Origin of the sequence: Shewanella aegiceratis, from assembly GCF_019457495.1 — a bacterium.
Taxonomy (GTDB): domain Bacteria; phylum Pseudomonadota; class Gammaproteobacteria; order Enterobacterales; family Shewanellaceae; genus Shewanella; species Shewanella loihica.
In genome coordinates, this window is record NZ_CP080416.1 from 1,264,125 (window position 1) to 1,280,698 (window position 16,574).

Annotated in this window: 17 protein-coding genes; 8 read left to right on the top strand and 9 right to left on the bottom strand. The window is 53.4% G+C overall.

Annotation, left to right across the window (positions count from 1 at the left end; translation table 11 throughout):
* Nucleotides 1–1,059 (bottom strand): A/G-specific adenine glycosylase, encoded by a 1,059-nt coding sequence (mutY, locus tag K0H80_RS05605; protein WP_220073374.1) that lies wholly within the window; start codon nucleotides 1,057–1,059, stop codon nucleotides 1–3.
* Between the two features lie 283 nt (nucleotides 1,060–1,342).
* Here mutY and trmB point away from each other — a divergent pair, with 283 nt between their 5' ends.
* The 6 genes from trmB (at nucleotide 1,343) to K0H80_RS05635 (ending at nucleotide 7,180) form a co-directional block, all read left to right on the top strand.
* Nucleotides 1,343–2,059 carry a tRNA (guanosine(46)-N7)-methyltransferase TrmB gene (gene trmB / locus K0H80_RS05610; protein WP_011864928.1) on the top strand — a complete coding sequence of 239 codons (717 nt, stop codon included), beginning with the start codon at nucleotides 1,343–1,345 and terminating at the stop codon, nucleotides 2,057–2,059.
* A gap of 30 nt (nucleotides 2,060–2,089) precedes the next feature.
* Nucleotides 2,090–2,413, top strand: coding sequence for a YggL family protein (locus K0H80_RS05615; RefSeq protein ID WP_220073375.1), 324 nt, complete (start codon nucleotides 2,090–2,092; stop codon nucleotides 2,411–2,413).
* Complete coding sequence (glsB, locus tag K0H80_RS05620; RefSeq protein ID WP_011864930.1) at nucleotides 2,413–3,327, top strand: glutaminase B; 915 nt, start codon at nucleotides 2,413–2,415, stop codon at nucleotides 3,325–3,327. Before K0H80_RS05615 ends, glsB begins: the two co-directional genes overlap by 1 nt.
* 310 nt (nucleotides 3,328–3,637) lie before the next feature.
* On the top strand, nucleotides 3,638–4,468 hold the full coding sequence (locus tag K0H80_RS05625) for a YggN family protein (protein ID WP_220073376.1): 831 nt from the start codon (nucleotides 3,638–3,640) through the stop codon (nucleotides 4,466–4,468).
* Between the two features lie 345 nt (nucleotides 4,469–4,813).
* Complete coding sequence (locus K0H80_RS05630) at nucleotides 4,814–5,755, top strand: LysR family transcriptional regulator (protein WP_011864932.1); 942 nt, start codon at nucleotides 4,814–4,816, stop codon at nucleotides 5,753–5,755.
* Between the two features lie 720 nt (nucleotides 5,756–6,475).
* Entirely contained in the window at nucleotides 6,476–7,180 is a 705-nt protein-coding gene (locus K0H80_RS05635; protein WP_220073377.1) for a hypothetical protein, read from the top strand.
* 134 nt (nucleotides 7,181–7,314) lie between these two features.
* Here K0H80_RS05635 and K0H80_RS05640 read toward each other — a convergent pair whose 3' ends face one another.
* The 8 genes from K0H80_RS05640 to K0H80_RS05675 all read right to left on the bottom strand — a co-directional run bounded on the left by K0H80_RS05640 (nucleotide 7,315) and on the right by K0H80_RS05675 (nucleotide 14,205).
* Nucleotides 7,315–9,156: a DUF885 domain-containing protein gene (locus K0H80_RS05640; protein ID WP_220073378.1), complete on the bottom strand. Its 1,842-nt coding sequence runs from the start codon at nucleotides 9,154–9,156 to the stop codon at nucleotides 7,315–7,317.
* A gap of 135 nt (nucleotides 9,157–9,291) precedes the next feature.
* On the bottom strand, nucleotides 9,292–10,431 hold the full coding sequence (gene hemW / locus K0H80_RS05645) for a radical SAM family heme chaperone HemW (protein WP_220073379.1): 1,140 nt from the start codon (nucleotides 10,429–10,431) through the stop codon (nucleotides 9,292–9,294).
* Entirely contained in the window at nucleotides 10,431–11,030 is a 600-nt protein-coding gene (gene rdgB / locus K0H80_RS05650) for an RdgB/HAM1 family non-canonical purine NTP pyrophosphatase (RefSeq protein WP_144201226.1), read from the bottom strand. Before rdgB ends, hemW begins: the two co-directional genes overlap by 1 nt.
* A 141-nt stretch (nucleotides 11,031–11,171) precedes the next feature.
* On the bottom strand, nucleotides 11,172–11,606 hold the full coding sequence (locus tag K0H80_RS05655; protein ID WP_011864937.1) for a DUF4426 domain-containing protein: 435 nt from the start codon (nucleotides 11,604–11,606) through the stop codon (nucleotides 11,172–11,174).
* 86 nt (nucleotides 11,607–11,692) lie between these two features.
* Nucleotides 11,693–11,983 carry a DUF167 family protein YggU gene (yggU, locus tag K0H80_RS05660; protein WP_220044600.1) on the bottom strand — a complete coding sequence of 97 codons (291 nt, stop codon included), beginning with the start codon at nucleotides 11,981–11,983 and terminating at the stop codon, nucleotides 11,693–11,695.
* Nucleotides 11,984–12,532, bottom strand: coding sequence for a YggT family protein (locus K0H80_RS05665; RefSeq protein WP_011864939.1), 549 nt, complete (start codon nucleotides 12,530–12,532; stop codon nucleotides 11,984–11,986). It abuts the gene before it with no gap.
* A gap of 60 nt (nucleotides 12,533–12,592) precedes the next feature.
* Nucleotides 12,593–13,411 carry a pyrroline-5-carboxylate reductase gene (proC, locus tag K0H80_RS05670; RefSeq protein ID WP_220073380.1) on the bottom strand — a complete coding sequence of 273 codons (819 nt, stop codon included), beginning with the start codon at nucleotides 13,409–13,411 and terminating at the stop codon, nucleotides 12,593–12,595.
* A 92-nt stretch (nucleotides 13,412–13,503) separates the two neighbouring features.
* Nucleotides 13,504–14,205, bottom strand: coding sequence for a YggS family pyridoxal phosphate-dependent enzyme (locus K0H80_RS05675; RefSeq protein ID WP_220073381.1), 702 nt, complete (start codon nucleotides 14,203–14,205; stop codon nucleotides 13,504–13,506).
* A gap of 35 nt (nucleotides 14,206–14,240) precedes the next feature.
* Between K0H80_RS05675 and K0H80_RS05680 the strand changes: the two genes are divergently transcribed.
* Together K0H80_RS05680 and K0H80_RS05685 are read left to right on the top strand one after the other, a co-directional pair.
* Nucleotides 14,241–15,278 (top strand): type IV pilus twitching motility protein PilT, encoded by a 1,038-nt coding sequence (locus K0H80_RS05680; RefSeq protein WP_011864942.1) that lies wholly within the window; start codon nucleotides 14,241–14,243, stop codon nucleotides 15,276–15,278.
* 12 nt (nucleotides 15,279–15,290) lie between these two features.
* Entirely contained in the window at nucleotides 15,291–16,403 is a 1,113-nt protein-coding gene (locus K0H80_RS05685; protein ID WP_011864943.1) for a PilT/PilU family type 4a pilus ATPase, read from the top strand.
* The last annotated feature ends 171 nt before the right edge of the window (nucleotides 16,404–16,574 follow it).

Sequence of the window (16,574 nt, forward strand, 5' to 3'; positions counted from 1 at the left end):
TTACTCCTTATTTGATACTGAACCTAAGCTGGCGAGGATCCGCTCGGTGGCGGCGGCCAGACCAACCTTGGGTGGCTTGGCTATGTTATACCAGAGAGAGCCGCTCTCTTCCATGATCTCATGTGCGCTTGTGGCCTGGTGTGCAACAAAGGCGCTGATATCCAGATGAAAATGGCTGAAGGTGTGACGAAAACTGTCTATGGGCTCCTCACTAATAAGAGTTAGCCCGTTTGTTTTGGCAAACTCCTCGAGCGCCTCCTGGCTGTCAAACTGTGGGAAGCACCATAGGCCGCCCCAGATCCCCGCAGGTGGGCGTTTGCTCATCAGCACTCTATCGTCATCTTTAATCACTAGCATATAGCCGAGCTTTTCCGGAATCGTCTTCTTCGGTTTCTTGCCGGGAAACTCACTCTGGCGGCCCATCAGCTGCGCCTTACAGTCGATGGCGACGGGGCAGAGCTCGCACTTGGGCTTAGAGCGGGTGCAGATGCTGGCGCCAATATCCATCATCGCCTGATTGTATTTGGTCACACCTGCTTTTGGAGTCAGGCTGTTGGTGAGCAGCCATAGCTGCTCCTCCACCTCGCGCTTACCGGGCCAGCCTGCTATGGCGCCGTGTCTGGCAAGCACTCGCTTGACGTTTCCATCTAATATGGGGTGATGTTGTCCAAGAGAGAGTGAGAGTACCGCCCCAGCGGTCGAGCGGCCAATACCCGGCAGGGCGAGCACCTGCTCGAACTGGGTTGGGAATACACCATCATAGTCGCTGGCGATCAGCTGGGCACTCTTATGTAGGTTACGCGCCCTGGCGTAATAGCCTAGGCCGGTCCAGTGGTGCAGCACCTCATCCTGATCGGCATTTGCCAAGTCCAAGATAGTGGGGAAACGCGCCATGAAGGCTTCGAAGTAAGGGATAACGGTGGCAACCTGGGTTTGCTGCAACATGATCTCGGACACCCATACCTTATAAGGGGTCTTATCTTGTTGCCAGGGAAGATGCTTGCGTCCGTGTTTGTCGTACCAGGTGACGATGCGCTGGTGAAATTGCTCTGTTTTCATGGCGCTCAGTCTATAGAGGGGCAAGGTTTTTCTCAACCAAAATGGCATCTCAAGGGCGCCATGGCTCGCACGCCGTGGGATAATTGGTATACTTTGGCAACATAGGGCTTGCCTTAGCGCAGTAACTTTGGATAATGCCCTTCTTTTTATAATTTTCCAATCATATAAGTGTCAGGATCCCGTGGGATCATATGAGTTTGTGAGTCGAGCCTTGAGTCGCTTGACGCTGACTTTTTCTCGGCGCTATATGGCCAACCAATGGCAGATCTGAGGCTGAAAAATAATGAGCGAAGTGACCACCGCAGAGTTTAACGAAGAGGGTAAATACCTTCGCAAAGTGAGAAGCTTTGTTTTACGTGAAGGACGTTTGACCAAGGGCCAGGCGCAGGCGATGGAGCAGCAATGGCCTGTGATGGGATTGGACTACTCGCCCGAGCCTCTGGATCTGGTCAAGGTGTTTGGCCGGCAGGCCGATACCGTGCTGGAAATTGGGTTCGGCATGGGCGCCTCGCTGGTTGAGATGGCAAAGGCGGCACCCGAGCTTAACTTTATCGGTATCGAAGTTCACAAGCCTGGCGTGGGTGCCTGTCTTGCTGATGCGGCTGAGGCCGGCGTCACTAACCTGCGCGTGTTCCACCACGACGCCATCGAGGTATTGGAAAACAGCATCCAAAGCGGCAGCCTGGCGAGAGTACAGCTATTCTTCCCAGATCCTTGGCACAAGAAGCGTCATCACAAGCGCCGTATCGTTCAGCCGGAGTTTGCCGAGCTTATCCGTCGCTGCCTGAAGATAGGTGGTGTGTTTCACTTGGCGACCGATTGGGAAAACTACAGCGAGCACATGTTAGAGGTAATGAGTGCGGCGCCTGGCTATAAGAACCAGGCGCAGGATGGCGACTTTGTGCCCCGTCCCGATCACCGTCCGCTGACCAAGTTTGAGGCCAGGGGCCATCGTCTGGGACATGGCGTCTGGGATCTGATGTTCGAGCGTACCGAGTAAGCTTAATTTCTATTAAAAGAGGGAATACACATGGCAACACGTAGTCGTCGTTTACGTAAAAAATTACGCATTGATGAGTTTCAAGAGTTCGGCTTCGATGTGAATTGGACCTTCGATGATTCGGTAAGCGAAGAGCAGATCGATGCTATCGTCGATCAGTTTATCGACCAGGTGATCGAAGAGAGAAAGCTGGGTTTCCACGGTGGCGGCCATAAAGAGTGGGAAGGCATCATCGCCACTCAAACTATCGGCAAGTGCACCGAAGAAGACAGGCAGGCCGTGAGTGACTTCTGGAAGAGTCAGCCAGCTAAAGATGTCGTGGTCAGCGAGCTGTACGACATCTGGTGGAACTAATGCCACAGAAGGACCTGCTCGAGACTATTATCGAGCAGGTGCGTCCTCTGCTGGGAAAGGGCAAGGTCGCCGACTATATTCCCGCCCTGGCCGAGGTGGATCCTACCAAGCTTGGGATCGCCGTGACCACAATCGATGGTCAAACCATAGGGGCTGGAGACTATCTCGAGCCCTTTTCGATCCAGAGTATCTCTAAGGTCTTTAGCCTCACGGTCGCTTTGACCCTGTACGAGGAGGCTGAGATCTGGTCTCGCGTCGGCAAGGAGCCCTCGGGGCAGTCCTTTAACTCCCTGGTGCAGATAGAGCTTGAGCGCGGAGTGCCGAGAAATCCCTTTATCAACGCCGGCGCCCTGATCATCGCCGATCTGCTGCAGAGCCGTCTCGGCGCGCCTAAGCATCGTATGCTCGAGGTGGTCAGAAAGCTCAGCGCCAACCCCCATGTGATTTATGATAAGCGTGTCGCGGCCTCTGAATATGAGCACAGCGCCCGCAACGCGGCCATCGCTTACCTGATGAAGTCCTTCGGCAACTTTAATAACGATGTCGATAGGGTGCTGAGAAACTACTTTCACTATTGTGCTCTGAAGATGAGCTGCGCCGATCTATCCAAAGCCATGCTCTATCTGGCCAACCGAGGCCAAAGCCTCTCGGCAGAGCAGGTGGTTTCGCCCATACAGACACGTAAGCTTAACGCGTTGCTGGCGACATCTGGTCTGTACGACGGTGCGGGGGAGTTTGCCTATCGGGTCGGCATGCCGGGTAAGAGCGGCGTGGGTGGCGGCATCATCGCCGTGATCCCGGGCGATATGAGCATCTGCGTCTGGTCGCCCGAGCTGGATAAGAACGGTAACTCTCTAGCGGGCACCGCCGCACTCGAGAAGCTTTCCCAAGCCCTGGGCCGTTCTATCTTCTAAAAGAGCGCCTGATTAGGCGCTCTTTCATTTTACTCTTTGCTCTGTCTTAATCTTTCTCTGCATTTTACTTTTTATCTCTTAGCTGTATTCGCCTCGATGGTGAAATTTACTAAAAACTGGTTGAAGGCTTTACTTTTATTAGCCCATAGCCGACTTATAGCCTTGGACTACATCGTAATTTTTAGCTAATTCATTGATTATATTTAATTAGTGAAAATTGGCACGATACCTGTATTGTTAGTCATCAACGACACATGGTGCACCTTAAGCTTCTCATCATGTGATTTTCGATGACTTAAGGAATAAGAATATGAAGAAATTGACCGCATCTCTTGGACTGACAGCTTTCGTACTTGCCACCACCAGCGCCGCCTGGGCCGGTGAAGATAAGGACAACCACATCTCCTTTGGACGGGATGACAAACAGTGCGAGGTGAGCCTCAATTACGACGTTTCAGTCGAGCCGAGCAAGTTGGTGGTCAGTGAGGCGAAGAAAGAAGTGTATCGCATCGAGCTTGGGCGTCTCTATGTTAACGGTGACAAGGTTGAGCTAAACGACAAACAGCAGGCGCTGGTTAATCAATATGCCGGCGAGGTATCTAAGCAGCTTCCCGAGGTGATCGACGTGGTGCATGATGCCGTCGATATCGCGTCTACCGCCGTGAGCATGGCGCTCACGCCGCTGCTGGGCGATGCCGCCGGTGCCAAGATTGATGAGATGATGGACGGCCTGTCGAAGCGTATCGACACTGTTGCCTACCAAAATGGCGACAAGTTCTACCTGGGCGCCACCGAATCTTCTATCGAAGACACCTTCGGTAAAGAGTTCGAGCAAGAGATGGAGCAGCTGGTGCAGAGTTCTATCGGTAGCATGATGATGACCCTGGGCAGCGAGATGATGAAGGGCGACGGTGAGAGCTTCCAAGAGAAGATGAACGCCTTCTCAGCCAAGATGGACAAGGTGGGCGACGATATCGAAGCCCAGATTGAACAGCAGGCCACAGATCTCGAGGCGCGCGCCGACAAGCTGTGTGACAACTTCCAGCAGCTGGTGGCCCTAGAGTCCCAGATGCGCAGTGAAGTACCGGCCCTACGTGACTACCCACTGGTGAGCGCTAAGCAACAAACCCTGCGGGAATAGCCCGCAAACGATTTCCTCTGGCATAGCAAGATCCACATTTCCCTGCACTTACCTTGGGTGCAGGGCTTTTTTTATTCTGGACCTGCCATTGTTATGACTTTTCCTCCACTCCTAACTGGGTGTATAGTGGCTAGAAAATAGGTATTAGAATCAAAGAGCAAATCTTTGGTATACTTGTAAAAAATAATAACAATGCTGGCGAAATTTCGATAACGAAATGGCTAACAGTCTGACTCTACTCTTAAAATAATCTGCATAGTCAAAGGGATAACTTCGCACTTAGGAGGTATCTCTATGATTTATAATTGGTATTTATAGGGTCGCAAACACCTTAAGGCTATTTAAATGTTAGAACTTTTAGAACCTATTGCAATTTTTACTCATGTTGCTCGCGCCGGGAGCTTTAGCTCTGCCGCGCGAAAATTGGGGATTTCTAAATCAAAGGTCAGTACTCAGGTTGCCGACCTTGAGCATAAATTAGGTGTTCAGCTGATACAGCGTACCACTCGTAGCTTGAGTCTAACCGAGGCGGGACAGCTGCTTTATGCCCAGGGTGAAGAGTTGCTTCGCGATGCCGATCAGGCAGTCGCCAGCGTACACAATCTCAACGATGCCACGCGCGGTGTACTCAAGGTGGGGATCTCCCAATCCTTCGGTACCATGCACATCATTCCTGCCTTGCCTGATTTTATGGCCAGACACCCTGAGCTGGAGCTACAGGTTAGCCTGTTGGATCATAAAGTCGATGTGGTCAGTGAGGGCTTAGATCTCCTGTTGACCATGTCTGAGCAGCTGCCGCTTGGCATGGTGGCCAGACCCCTGATGAAGTGTCAGTTCCTGCTGGCGGCATCTCCCGAGTATGTGGCCAAGCACGGTTATCCTGAGCGTCCAGAGCAGCTGGTGGATCATAACTGCCTCGTGTATCACGGCGAGTGGCATGAGCACAGTGTGTGGCAGTTTAAGAAGGGTGATGACTATTGTGAGATTGGCGTATCGGGTAACTTCAGGGTCGACAACGCGCCTGCGCTTAAGTCTGCAGCCGTGAGCGGCCTGGGTGTGGTGTATCTTGCCAGTTACCTGCTTGAGAATGAGATAGAGAAGGGCACCCTGGTTCCCTTATTGCCAGAATGGCAGTTGACTCACCATCTGCCATTGCAGGCTGTTTACCCAAGACGTAAACACCTAGCACCTAAGGTGAGCGCCTTTATCGACTTCATTAAGGATCATATCGGTTCACCACCATATTGGGATGAGCCATACGCCGCCCTGTATGCCCAGCGTAAATAGCAGGATGTGGCTGAAAAAACAGCATTTTATCCATGTTGATGCTAAGGTCTTTACGATTTTCAGTTATCAATAACTTAAAAACATTGTTCTGATAACAAGACGATAACCCCCGGTATTTTTGATGTCGGGGGTTATCTTTTTATAATCATATAGTTGCACTGGTATTACCTCTCTGTTTTGCGATGGCTTATTTAGCTTGAGCTAAAGCTTGAGAGGAATTCACGTTGCAGTCTGTTCTTAATTTAATACAATGGTGGCAGTTGATATCGGGATGACCTGAATCAGTTAGCCGAGCCAGAGAATGACCCCTCTCTCGTTGGGTTACACAGGTCGGCGTTACTGCAATCTTGAATCAATGCTGGCAGCGGTTTAATAACTAAAACAATGCTAGCCTTAAAACCATCATCCTAGTTTTGGTTTACCCCAGCAAAGATTGCTGGGGTATTTTTCTTTTAGGGCCTTGGATTATTAAGCGCCCAGATCTCCACCCAATCTTTTCCTGTAGCTTCCTCCTTCTGTCATTGCGCTCTGGCTTTGACCAAGCATCTTCATCTTTTAGTTTCTTATGACTGAAAAATAAAGATAGTTTAATGCGCTGTGCATGGTATCTGAGTGTTACTCAGAGTATCGTGCTGATATTGTTTATTTCAGCTCGTTTCGTGTACGAGGCATTGCTTAAAGGGCATCGTTTAAAGGCCATTGCATAAAGGGCATGGCGCGATGAGTGCGAAGCGAGATAAAGGGAAGTCTATGGCGCGTAAGATCTTATTGTTGATTGTGGGTTTGCTGGTTCTAGTGGTGCTGGCGGGTGTCTATCGTTTTAATTTTACAAATGACGATCTCTATGTGGTTAAGGAGGATGGTAGTGTCATCCCCTTAGATGAGGATGTTGATAAGGTGATGCTTACCCTCTTTAGCATCAAGACCCATAAGGCTTGGTCTATCAAGCTGCCCGAGTCTCAGGCCGAGGCGAGACTCACCAGTATCAGCCTGAGCGGCGACAGACGCTTTGCCAGCGGCGATTACCAGGATGGCCCAGAGCGGGGCAGTGTGCACTTGGACTATATGAAGATAGTAACGCTAAACCATGTCGCCGATGGGGAAGAAGAGCGCGTGTCGGATATAAACAGCGACGAGATGCTATTTGTGGCGCCTTTCTTCGTCTCCAATCAAGGCAGCGGCGTGTTCGCCTATCTGGGGCTGTTTAGCATCAATCATAAGCTTGGTGATATCGAGCAGTTAGACAGCTACTTTATCGGAGACAGGGTTGAGATAAGCGCCCTGCAGACCGAGGAGCCGTTTGATCTGACCTCGAGTGTGTCGCTGAGCTATCTCACCCATGGCGATCAGCAGGCGATGGCCGAGGCGCCCACCAACAAGGTGACTAAGCTTATCAAGGTGACCCCTGAGGGCTTTAGCGAGTAAGCCTTAATCCTCAGCTAAGAGGCGTTAGCCTTGATTCAGAATAGAATTAGCCGATAAAACTAAAAAGGCCGCTCTGGTTGAGAGCGGCCTTTCTTATGGCTAACTATGCCTTAAATACTGGCTCTAGTGATGAGTTAGGCTTTATGAGCCCAGTTCATCACCTTAGCCTCCAGCACATCCAGCGGCAGCGGTCCGTTCTTGAGTACCAGAGTGTGGAACTCGCGAATATCGAACTTATCGCCCATGATGGCCTTGGCCTTCTCGCGAATATCGACAATCTTGAGCATGCCTATCTTGTAGGCGGTTGCCTGTGATGGCATCACGATATGACGCTCCACCATCTTGATGGCGTCCGACTCGGCATTTGGCGTGTTGTTGACATAGTATTGGATCCCTTGCTCGCGGGTCCAACGCTTGGCGTGGATGCCGGTATCAACCACCAGACGGCATGAGCGCCATAGCTCCATGGCCAGGCGGCCAAAATCTGAGTAGGGGTCTTTATACAGGCCCATCTCCTTGGGGAAGAATTCGCTGTACAGGCCCCAGCCCTCTATGTAGGCGGTGTAGCCGCCAAACTTTCTAAACTTAGGGATCCCCTGCAACTCCTGGGCGATGGCGATCTGCATATGATGGCCCGGAGTGCCTTCGTGGTAGGCCAGTGCCTCCATCTGATACTTGGGCATGGCCTCCATGTCATACAGGTTGGCGTAGTAGGTGCCTGGGCGGCTGCCATCCGGGGTCGGCTGATTATAGAAGGCCTTACCGGCCGACTTCTCTCTGAACGCCTCGACCCGTTTGACTATCATGGGCGCCTTAGGCTTTACAAAAAACACCTCATCCAAACGAGAGGAGATGTTATCTATCAACGCCTTGGCATCGTCTAGATAGGCGGTGCGGCCTTCCTCTGTGTCGGGATAGTAGAACTGCTTATCTTCACGCATAAACTTGAAGAAGGCCTTAAGATCGCCCACGAAGCCGACCTTCTTCATGATGGCGCGCATCTCCTGATGGATGCGATCCACCTCGGCGAGCCCCAGCTGGTGGATCTCATCGGCTGTCATATGGGTGGTCGTGGTGCGTGCCAGGGCGTTGTTGTAAAACGCCTCGCCATCTCTGAACTTCCATACACCATCTTTGGTGTCGGCGCGCTTTTCCAGGGTCTCGACATAGGCGATAAGCTTGTCATAGGCAGGCTTGACCTGAGCGGTCAGCGCCTGTTTGGCATCATCAAGTAGCTTATTGCGCTGGGCATCGTCTATCGCAAGCTTAGCCACCTTGCGCTGAAAATCTGCCCAGATGGCGCTGTCATCAGTTTGATCGAAGGGGGCGCCGCTGATGATGTTGCGGCTGTCTGACAGTACATAGGCAAACACAAACTTAGGCGCTATGATGCCCGCCTTGGCACGCTCTTCTAGGGCCTCTTCCAACTGCTGCATGTAGTGGGGCACACCCTTGAGGCGGCTGATATAGGCCTCGGCGTCCGAGACGCTGTCTATCTGATGTTGGTTGATCAGGAATGATGCCACCATGGAGTGGCCGCCATACATCTGGTTAACCGGGTAGGTATACAGGCGCCACTTGTAGTCGCTGATGCTCTGCTCGAGTTTCTGAGTCAGCAGGTCGTAGCTAAGCAGGGTCTGGGCATCTAACTTGCTTTTGTCTATCTGCTTAAGCTGGGCCAGATGCTGCTTATCTCTTGCCAGGCTCTTCTTGTCGGCAGCTTCCCCGCGCTCATCCCACTTGCCATAGTCTGTCTTGATCCCAAGATGGGTCTGGCTGATGGGGCTGGCCATCACATTTTCCATGAAGATGGTTTCGAACAGTTGGTTGGCCTTCTCCGATTCCTGCGCGCTGATCTTCTGTACGGGTTCGCTGGCGCTAAGTAGAGGGAGTGAAACTGGCGCGGCGTGCACTGCGCCAGAAAGGAGTGTCGCCAGTGAGATGGCGAGGATAGTTGTTTTTGTTTTTATTGGCATGACTTTATTGGCTTAACTCTATTGGCCAAACTTGGCGTTTGTTGATTAGTGCCTGTTATCCTAATAAAGCCCACGATTAAATATGCAAACTAAGTGTTAGAAAATGTTTCTGTTCCCCTCGAATGAGGGGAAAGATTATTCGCAAAATAGCCCAAGTAGCTCGTTGACAAACATCTGCCCCTTGGCCGTGAGCTGCCAATGTTCATCTTCTATGATGACCAGTCCCTTCGCCGCGCCCCGCGCCATGCCTTCATCCAGCACCTCTGCCGAGAGGCCGGTGCGGCTCTCAAACTCGCGCTTAGGAATGGGCGACATCAGCCTCAGGCGGTTCATCAGGTATTCCAGCGCCCTGTCTTCCGCTAGCACCTCGCTCCTATCGAATAGATAGTCACCGGCGCCCAGATAACCCTTGGGATGCTTTATCTTCACCGTGCGGTAGATGCGCTGCTCGTCTGCCATGGTGATCTTGCCGTGGGCACCACAGCCGATCCCCAGATAGTCACCAAACTGCCAATAGTTGAGGTTATGGCGACACTGGTAGCCGGGCTTGGCGTAGGCGGAGATCTCATACTGCTCATAGCCGAGCGCCGCCAGGCGCTGCTGGCCCTGCTCATAGATCTGCCACAGCGCCTCATCATCCGGCAGCTGGGGCGGCTTAGAGTGAAACAGGGTATTGGGCTCTATGGTGAGCTGATACCAAGACAAGTGGGGCGGATTGAGGGCCGCCGCCTTGTCGATATCCCGCATCGCTTCCTCGAAGCTTTGATTGGGCAGGCCGTGCATGAGATCCAGGTTAAAACTCTGGTAACCGGCCTGGGCCGCCTTGGTGGCCGCAACCTCCGCCTCATGCTTGTCGTGAATTCGCCCTAGCAGATTCAGCTTGTCGCTGGAAAAACTCTGCACGCCGATGGAGAGGCGAGTCACCCCGGCGGCGCAGTAGGCGCTAAAGTCATCGTGCTCTAGGGTGCCAGGGTTGGCCTCCATGGTGATCTCTATATCCGGCGCAAAGGGGATCTGCGCCCTTACGCCATCGAGCAGACGCTTTATCTGACCAGCATCGAACAGGGACGGCGTGCCGCCACCGATAAAGATAGAGTGCAGGCTGCGTCCCTGTACATAGGCCGCATCGTTTTTCAGATCGGCAAGCAGGTCGTCCACATATTGCTGCTGCGGCAGCTCACCATGCTGGCCATGGGAGTTGAAGTCGCAGTAGGGGCACTTCTGCACGCACCAGGGAATGTGAATATAGAGACTGAGCGGAGGAAGCGTAAGCATTAGCCGAGTACACCCTTGGCCTTGAGCTCGCTTAGCAGCAGTTGCATCGCCTTGCCTCTGTGGCTGAGGGCATTCTTCTCATCGCTGCTCAGCTCGGCGGCGCTGCACTCATGCTCCATCGGAATGAAGACTGGATCATAACCATGACCGTTGTCGCCCTTAGGCTCGAAGCCTATGCTGCCCTCCCAGGAGGCTTGGCAGATGATGGGGGTCGGGTCTTTGGCGTGGCGCATATAGACCAGGATGCACTGAAAACGCGCGCTGCGCTTGTCGTTGTCAGTCAAGGCGCCGAGCAGCTTAGTGTAGTTGTCGCTATCGCTCGCTCCTTCTCCGCCGTAGCGGGCCGAGTAGATGCCGGGGGCACCCTCTAAGGCGTCTACTTCCAGGCCGGAATCGTCGGCGATGGCTGCAAGGCCGGTCACCTGTGCGGCGTGGCGAGCCTTGATGATGGCGTTCTCGACGAAGGTGGTGCCGGTTTCCGGGACCTCTTGAACATTAAATTGGCTCTGTGGCAGGACTTCGATGCCAAATTCGGCAAGGATCTCGGCAAACTCTTTCAGTTTTCCCTTGTTGCCGCTGGCTAATACGATTTGATTCATTTTCGCTGACTCATGGTGGCAGGTTTCAATGGCCGCAATCATACCCAAGCTGGCGGGGAAACGATAGGGCATCTGCTTAAATAACAACAAGCCGCGCAGGGCGCGGCTTCAACTGGGTTTGAAGTGGCTTAATGGAGCCGTTTAATCGACGTAAAACTTCTGCTTAAACTTCAGCTGGGTGTTGAGCTTGTTGCCATACTTGATGGCTATCTGAAAGTTGATCTCCTGATCGTCCCGGTAGGGCACCTCGGCGATGTAATAGATGGCCTCGCCTTCACGGATCTCCTTGAACGTCAGCTCTACCCTGGCATCGAGCAGGTTGTTGGCGATCCCTGAGATCTCTACCGGAATGGCCGGCGTGCCTTCGGCGCTGGTGTCGAGCACAGAAATATTGATAAGGCCGGTATAGCTGCTGCGCTTGATGCCGTAGGTCTTGGCGATAGAGGGGGTGATAAAGGTGCTGCCCAGGGCAACATAGTGGATATCGAAATTGCCGACGCTCTGCTTCTGCTCCGCCGCGGCATTGCCCATGCTAAGCAGGGTAAGCGCCAGGGCACAAAAAAGGGTACGTATCATGGTGAACTCCTGTCACGGGATAATTGATTCTAGTATAGCTATTAAAGTCTTAGGCTGCGGTGCCTTAGTTTATTTGCTTACACATTTCATGGGATTAAGACTGAGATAGCCTCGGGGATCTCCTTTGGCATCACCACGCGGATCTGCTTGTGGCGCCCAAGCTCCCCTTTCTCGATAAGGATATTGCCCTTGGCCGTCTTAAACTGCTTCGCCAGAAACTTACACAGGTGGGCATTGGCCTTGCCGTCGATGGGCGGGGCGGTAATGGCCACCTTAAGCTCGTCGCCGTGGGGACCAACAATCTGGTCCCGGCTGGCTTTAGGCTGAATATAGAGCCTGATGACGAGGTCGTCTTCTTCTTTGGTGACAACCGCCATCTAGACGTTGGCCCAGAAGGGAACGTACTGAGATAAGAGCTTGTTGATGAAGATCAGACCGAACATGAAGATCATCACAGAGAAATCCAGGCCACCCATGGGAGGGATGATCCGGCGAATAGGGGCGACCAGCGGCTCGGTCAGCTGCGCCATCACCATCTCGATGGGGTTGTGGCCCTGGCTGACCCAGCTGAGGATAGCGCGCAGGATAAGCATCCAGAACAGCAACACGCCCGCCTGTTTCAGCACTGAGACCAGCGCCACCAGGAGTATGATAGGCAGGTTAATGGCGGCGCCCGCCATCAGGCTGAGGATCACAAACTTGATCACCACCACCGCCAGGGCGAGTACCACTGAAGCGGTATCAAGCCCGCCCAGTGGCGGCAGGAAGCGGCGCATGGGGCCTACCACGGGATGGGTCGCCTTGACCACAAACTGGCTGAATGGGTTGTAAAAATCGGCGCGGGCCAGCTGCAACCAGATACGAATGATGACCACCATGAGGTACAGGTCAAACAGGGTGTTCACTAAAAAACTTAATGCATCCATTGTGTTTCTCTACTGTGCTGTATCGAATAAAACTAGGGTTAAACCTATATAAGGCCAGCCCTAAAACTGCTTTGCCATCTCCTGAGCCCTGTCCATGCAGTCGTGCATGGCGGTGCGCACTATCTCCCTGAGGCCGGCGCGCTCGAACGCCGCTAGGGCCTGAGCCGTGGTGCCGCCCTTAGAGGTGACATTTTCCCTTAATTGCGCCGGTGAAAGTTGTGGGTTCTGCTTCACCATCGCGGCCGCGCCTAATGCTGCCTGCTGCACCATCTCTCGGGCGGTCTGCTCGTCGACGCCATCTTGTTTGGCACTGTCAATCATAGCCTCCATCATAAGGAAAAAATAGGCTGGAGAGCTGCCCGCCAGGGCGATCACCTGGTTGAGATCCTCTTCCTTTTCGACCCATACTGTTTCGCCGCCGGTCTGCATCAGCTGCTCACACAGCTCGCGGTCTTGCGCGCTCACGCCCTGCTCGGCATAGAGCCCGGTCATGCCCAGGCCTATTTGCGTCGGGGTGTTGGGCATGGTGCGGATAAGCTGAATCGGCTGCTTGAAGAAGGCGTGGTAGCGCTCGGCCGTGACCCCGGCGGCGATGGTGACGATAAGCTTGTCTTTCAGCTTGAGTCCGCTCATCGCTTCGCACACCTGCTGCATCAGCTGAGGTTTCACCGCCAGCACGATAACGTCGGCCTCATCGGCGGCCTGCAGGTTGTCGTGGGAGACTTGGATGCCTAAATCCTGCTTAAGGGCGATGAGTTTGCCTTCGCTGGGATTAGTGGCGTGAATAAGCTCTGGTGCATAGCCGCCCTTGACCAGGCCGCTGGTGATGCTGCGGGTCATGTTGCCCGCGCCTATAAAGCAAATCTTCTTCTGTGTCATAAGGGTCTCTATATATTCGTCTAACTATCTATATTTGGGCATTCAGGGCAATTACAAGGCCTTAGCCTCTTAGCCTCTTAGCACTTAAGCCTTTAAGCTTTAGCGTAATCCCGGGCGCCGAAGATGGCGCTGCCGATTCGCACCATGGTCGAGCCTGCGGCGATCGCCTGCTCAAGATCTTGGCTCATCCCCATGGAGAGGGTATCCAGGCTCGGGTGTTGCTGTTTCAGCGCCTCGAACAGGGCCTGCATCTGGCTAAACTCGGCCTGCTGCAGCGCAACATCGTCTGTGGCGGTGGGAATGGCCATAAGCCCTCTCAGGGTCAGCCTGGGCAGGGAGGCGATGATTTCGGCCAGGTGAGCGACCTCATCTGGATTAACGCCCGACTTGCTCTGCTCCTGGCTGACATTCACCTGGATGCAGACCTGCAACGGCGCAAGATGGCTGGGGCGCTGCTCGCTCAGGCGTTTGGCGATCTTCTCCCGGCAGAGTGTGTGCATCCAGTCGAAGTGCTCGGCGATGCTCTTGGTCTTGTTCGACTGTAGCGGGCCGATGAAGTGCCATTCGATGTCGCCATGGCTTTCGCGCAGGGCATTTATCTTCTCTTCACCTTCTTGAACATAGTTTTCACCAAAAAGCCGCTGCCCGGCATCATATGCCGCTACTATCTGATCTATCGGCTTGGTTTTACTGACCGCCAGCAGCTGTATCTCCCTGTTGTCACGTGATGAATTTTGCGCCGCTTGAGCGATTCTTTGGTGGGCGTCGGCCAGTCTGTCTGCTATTGTTGTCATGTTGTAAGTTTTTGGTTGAATGGATATCCCATACTATGGAAATCACAGAGTTACTTGCCTTTAGTGTAAAACACAACGCGTCGGATCTACACCTTTCTGCGGGAGTCTCTCCCATGATACGTGTTGATGGTGAGGTCAGAAAGATTAATCTGCCGGCCCTGGATCATCAAGGCGTACACAGCCTCGTTTATGACATCATGAACGACAAACAGCGTAAAGATTATGAAGAGCATTTAGAGATAGATTTCTCGTTTGAAGTGCCCAACTTAGCCCGTTTCCGTGTGAACGCCTTTAACCAGTCCCGCGGCGCCGCGGCGGTGTTCCGTACCATTCCCAGCGAGATCTTAAGCCTGGAGAAACTGGGCGCCCCTGAGATTTTCAAGAAGATTGCCAGCTTTCCCCGTGGTCTGGTGTTGGTAACCGGTCCGACAGGTTCGGGTAAGAGTACCACCCTGGCGGGCATGATAGATTATGTAAACGAGAACCGTCACGACCATATCCTGACCATCGAAGACCCTATCGAATTCGTGCACCAGAACAAGCAGTGTCTGATTAACCAACGTGAAGTGCACAGACATACCCACAGCTTCAACGCCGCGCTGCGTAGCGCACTGCGTGAAGACCCGGACGTGATCTTGGTGGGTGAGATGCGTGACCTCGAAACTATACGTCTGGCGATGACGGCGGCGGAAACCGGTCACTTGGTATTTGGTACCCTGCACACCACCTCGGCGGCGAAAACCATCGACCGTGTGGTCGACGTATTCCCCGAAGGTGAGAAGAGTATGGTGCGTACCATGTTGTCTGAGTCCCTGCAGGCGGTAATCTCCCAGACCCTGATCAAAAAGGTTGGCGGCGGCCGTGTGGCGGCTCACGAGATCATGATGGGCACCCCGGCGATTCGTAACCTTATTCGTGAAGATAAGGTGGCACAGATGTACTCGGCTATTCAAACGGGTATGGCCCACGGCATGCAGACCCTAGATCAGTGTCTGCAGAATCTGGTCAACCGTGGCCTGATCACCCGTGAAGATGCGATGGCCAAGAGTTCTAATAAAAACGCTAGTTTCTAGTAAGGTTTGAGTATGGAAGTTCGTCCATTTTTAAAGGTGATGGTGGAGCGCAAGGCCTCGGATCTCTTCATCACCGCCGGCTTTCCCCCCAGCGCTAAGGTTGATGGCGAGGTGCGCCCCTTAGCCGAGAACCCTTTTACCCCGGCTCAGTCGCTGGAGTTTGTTGAGGCCCTGATGACAGAGGCCCAACGCAAAGAGTTTCACGAGACCCGCGAATGTAACTTCGCCTATGGCGAGAAGGGCCTGGGACGTTTTCGTGTCAGCGCCTTCTGGCAGCGCGAGTCACCGGGCTGCGTGATGCGTCGCATCGAGACCAAGATCCCGCTGGTGGAAGATCTTAAGCTGCCACCAATCCTGAAAGACCTGGTGATGAGTAAGCGTGGCCTTATCATCATGGTGGGTGGTACGGGTACAGGTAAGTCGACCTCGTTAGCGGCGCTGGTGGGTTACCGCAACTCCCACGCCCGCGGTCATATCCTCACCATCGAAGATCCGGTGGAATTTGTCCACGACCATCGCAAGAGCATCATCACCCAGCGCGAGGTGGGCATAGATACCGACTCTTTTGATGCCGCGCTCAAGAGTTCGCTGCGTCAGGCGCCGGACGTGATCCTGATCGGTGAGATCCGTACTCAGGAGACCATGGAGTTTGCCCTGTCGTTCGCCGAAACCGGTCACCTCTGTATGGCTACCCTGCACGCCAACAACGCCAACCAGGCGCTGGACCGCATCATGCACCTGGTGCCCGAGAGTAAGCACCAGCAGCTACTGTTCGACTTGTCGCTAAACCTTCGCGGCATCGTGGCGCAGCAACTTGTGCCTAAGGCAGATGGCACGGGGCGCCGAGCGGCCATCGAGGTGTTGATCAACACCCCAAGGGTTGCCAGCATTATCCAGAAGAACGAGCTGCATCTGCTTAAGGAAACCATGGCAAAATCCAACGAGCAGGGGATGCAGACCTTCGACCAGGCGCTGCTCAAGCTCTATGTGGAAGGTGAGATCAGCTACTCGGATGCGCTGCACCACGCCGACTCGCCAAACGATCTGCGCTTGATGATCAAGCTGCAAAGCTCAGAATCGGCAAGCTCAGGTTTCATGGAAGGTGTGACGCTGGATCTGGACTAGCTTCTGAAAGCACCTTGAAAAAACCGATAATCCCTTTATCGGTTTTTTTATGTGTGGCGATTGATCTCTAAGGGGCCGAACCGCGTACTGATGCCCATGCATCATTAGCCTCGGCCAGGTGCCCAGGTGCAAAGAAAAAGAAAGCGCGTTGGGCAACACAGACAAAAACAA

What these genes read in the sequence shown, in the direction of transcription:
- mutY (WP_220073374.1), bottom strand. Translation starts at nt 1,059, where the DNA reads ATGAAAACAGAGCAATTTCACCAGCGCATCGTCACCTGGTACGACAAA.
- trmB (WP_011864928.1), top strand. Translation starts at nt 1,343, where the DNA reads ATGAGCGAAGTGACCACCGCAGAGTTTAACGAAGAGGGTAAATACCTT.
- K0H80_RS05615 (WP_220073375.1), top strand. Translation starts at nt 2,090, where the DNA reads ATGGCAACACGTAGTCGTCGTTTACGTAAAAAATTACGCATTGATGAG.
- glsB (WP_011864930.1), top strand. Translation starts at nt 2,413, where the DNA reads ATGCCACAGAAGGACCTGCTCGAGACTATTATCGAGCAGGTGCGTCCT.
- K0H80_RS05625 (WP_220073376.1), top strand. Translation starts at nt 3,638, where the DNA reads ATGAAGAAATTGACCGCATCTCTTGGACTGACAGCTTTCGTACTTGCC.
- K0H80_RS05630 (WP_011864932.1), top strand. Translation starts at nt 4,814, where the DNA reads ATGTTAGAACTTTTAGAACCTATTGCAATTTTTACTCATGTTGCTCGC.
- K0H80_RS05635 (WP_220073377.1), top strand. Translation starts at nt 6,476, where the DNA reads ATGAGTGCGAAGCGAGATAAAGGGAAGTCTATGGCGCGTAAGATCTTA.
- K0H80_RS05640 (WP_220073378.1), bottom strand. Translation starts at nt 9,156, where the DNA reads ATGCCAATAAAAACAAAAACAACTATCCTCGCCATCTCACTGGCGACA.
- hemW (WP_220073379.1), bottom strand. Translation starts at nt 10,431, where the DNA reads ATGCTTACGCTTCCTCCGCTCAGTCTCTATATTCACATTCCCTGGTGC.
- rdgB (WP_144201226.1), bottom strand. Translation starts at nt 11,030, where the DNA reads ATGAATCAAATCGTATTAGCCAGCGGCAACAAGGGAAAACTGAAAGAG.
- K0H80_RS05655 (WP_011864937.1), bottom strand. Translation starts at nt 11,606, where the DNA reads ATGATACGTACCCTTTTTTGTGCCCTGGCGCTTACCCTGCTTAGCATG.
- yggU (WP_220044600.1), bottom strand. Translation starts at nt 11,983, where the DNA reads ATGGCGGTTGTCACCAAAGAAGAAGACGACCTCGTCATCAGGCTCTAT.
- K0H80_RS05665 (WP_011864939.1), bottom strand. Translation starts at nt 12,532, where the DNA reads ATGGATGCATTAAGTTTTTTAGTGAACACCCTGTTTGACCTGTACCTC.
- proC (WP_220073380.1), bottom strand. Translation starts at nt 13,411, where the DNA reads ATGACACAGAAGAAGATTTGCTTTATAGGCGCGGGCAACATGACCCGC.
- K0H80_RS05675 (WP_220073381.1), bottom strand. Translation starts at nt 14,205, where the DNA reads ATGACAACAATAGCAGACAGACTGGCCGACGCCCACCAAAGAATCGCT.
- K0H80_RS05680 (WP_011864942.1), top strand. Translation starts at nt 14,241, where the DNA reads ATGGAAATCACAGAGTTACTTGCCTTTAGTGTAAAACACAACGCGTCG.
- K0H80_RS05685 (WP_011864943.1), top strand. Translation starts at nt 15,291, where the DNA reads ATGGAAGTTCGTCCATTTTTAAAGGTGATGGTGGAGCGCAAGGCCTCG.